Origin of the sequence: Thomasclavelia sp., assembly GCF_017889095.1 — a bacterium.
Classification (GTDB): Bacteria; Bacillota_I; Bacilli_A; order Erysipelotrichales; family Coprobacillaceae; genus Thomasclavelia.
In genome coordinates this window covers 1-2,065 of sequence record NZ_JAGHEW010000401.1, presented here as the reverse complement: position 1 = coordinate 2,065, position 2,065 = coordinate 1, and the positions used below count along the sequence as shown (strand labels likewise).

Annotated in this window: 3 protein-coding genes; all 3 read left to right on the top strand. The window is 21.4% G+C overall.

The window, feature by feature from the left end; genetic code table 11:
• Positions 1-522 (top strand): hypothetical protein (locus J7M77_RS16710; protein ID WP_296880626.1); only part of this gene is annotated, 522 nt, incomplete at its 5' end.
• Complete coding sequence (cas6, locus tag J7M77_RS16705; RefSeq protein ID WP_296880624.1) at positions 494-1,231, top strand: CRISPR-associated endoribonuclease Cas6; 738 nt, start codon at positions 494-496, stop codon at positions 1,229-1,231. The genes J7M77_RS16710 and cas6, both read left to right, overlap by 29 nt.
• Positions 1,206-2,065: CRISPR-associated endonuclease Cas1 (gene cas1 / locus J7M77_RS16700; RefSeq protein ID WP_296880621.1), on the top strand; the 860-nt coding region annotated here is incomplete at its 3' end. The genes cas6 and cas1, both read left to right, overlap by 26 nt.

Sequence of the window (2,065 nt, the reverse complement as noted above, 5' to 3'; positions counted from 1 at the left end):
ATTATTTTTGAAAAAGATATTTTTTCAGAAAATATTTTTAAAGAAAATGAAGAATATGAATTTATTGTTTATTTAGTCGGTAATTGTGATATTTATAAAGATTATCTTGAAATATTTTTTAAAGAATATTTAAATTTTAGATTGGCAGGTTATGATTTTTTAATAAAAAGGTTTGAATGTGATATTATTCAAGATAAAGAATGTAGAATAAAGAAATTAAATGTTTATAGTATAATAGAATCATTAGATTTTATTTACTGTTATAATAATATGGTTAAATATTATAATAGAATGTATAATACAAACTATCATTTAATGCATACAATTTCTAGTATAACAAGAATAAAAAATGTAAATGAAGGTATTATTAATGTTCATACTAGAAAAATAAGAAAAACAGGGTATATTTATTCTTTAGAGTTGGATGATTATTTATCTAAAAATATATTAAAATTAGGAATAGGAAAATATAATTTTATTGGAGGTGGAAAAATTGCGATTAGTTCTAAAGATGAAGGCTAACGAATTAGTTCTACCTCTTTCTTATAAATCAATAGTTCAAGGTATTCTTTATAACATGATGGATGAAAAAAAAGAAGGATCTTTTTATCATGATCAAGGGTATCGTGATAAGGATAAAACTTATAAAATGTTTGTTTTTAGTGATTTGTATGGTAATTATAGTATTAAAAATAAAAATATAATTTTTAAGGATGAAATAAAGTTATATATAAGTGTTATGGATAAAAAATTATTTAAGATCATCTATAATTTTTTATCCAATAATGACTATTTATTCTTTAATAAACAAAAAGTTAAAATTGTTGGTTTTGATGTTTTGGATTTACCACATTTTAACGGTATTAAAGATATTAGAATAAAAACTTTGTCACCAATAGTTACTTACACAAGTAAAAATGGATATTTTAAATATTACCAGCCTGGAGATAGTGAATATGAACAATTATTGATTGATAATATAAAACATAAAATTAGTGCTTATAATTATCCAATTAATAAATGTGTTTTTAAGATCAAAGAAGTAGTTTATAAAAAGAAAAAACTAGTTCATTTTAAAAATACTTTTTATGAAGCTTATCAATGTGAACTGGTTATTATCACTAATTATGAAACTCTTAAAATTATTTATGATACCGGATTATCAGCAAAGGGATCATGTGGTTTTGGGATGATTGAATGTAAAAATGAAAAAGGTTTTTTATCTTTATAAAAGTGGTACTCTTTTAAGAAAAGATCGTTCGCTTATCTTACAAGAGAAAAATGGTAATGTGATATATATTCCGATTGAACAAATCAATTTAATAATTTGTTTTAATGACATTACTTTAAATAAGCGTACTCTAGCTATTTTAAATATATACTCTGTAAGTATTTTCTTTTTCAATTATTATGGAGATTATATTGGCAGATATACACCTAAAAAATATAGTGATGGAAAAATAATTATTAATCAAGTAAATTCATATTGCAGCAACCAAAGAATATACATAGCTAAAAAAATAATTCAAACAGAAATAAAAAACAGTTTATCATTATTAAAATACTATGATAAAAAATACAATCTATTAGATCATATAATTAAAACAATAAATAACTATTTAATCGACTTAGAAAAAATAGAAACAATTGAAGATTTATTATTATTAGAAGCAAAAGCAAAAAAAGCTTATTATTCATCTTTTGATATTATTATAAAAAATCCTAATTTTATATTCAAACAAAGATCATATTATCCGCCACTAAATGAAATAAATGCTTTATTAAGCTATGGATATGCAATATTATATGCAAATATTTTATCAGATATTGATAAAAGTCCACTATTACCACAAATAAGCTATATCCATAGTTTATCTAAACAAAGTGATTCACTTCATTTTGATTTGGCTGATATGATGAAACCAGTATTTATAGATCGTTTGGTTATAAGAATGATAAATAAACAACAACTAAAGACTATTCACTTTGAGTATAAAAATAATGATGCTTGTTATCTAAACAAAGAAGGAATCAAAATATTTTTAAATGAATATGAAAAATTAAT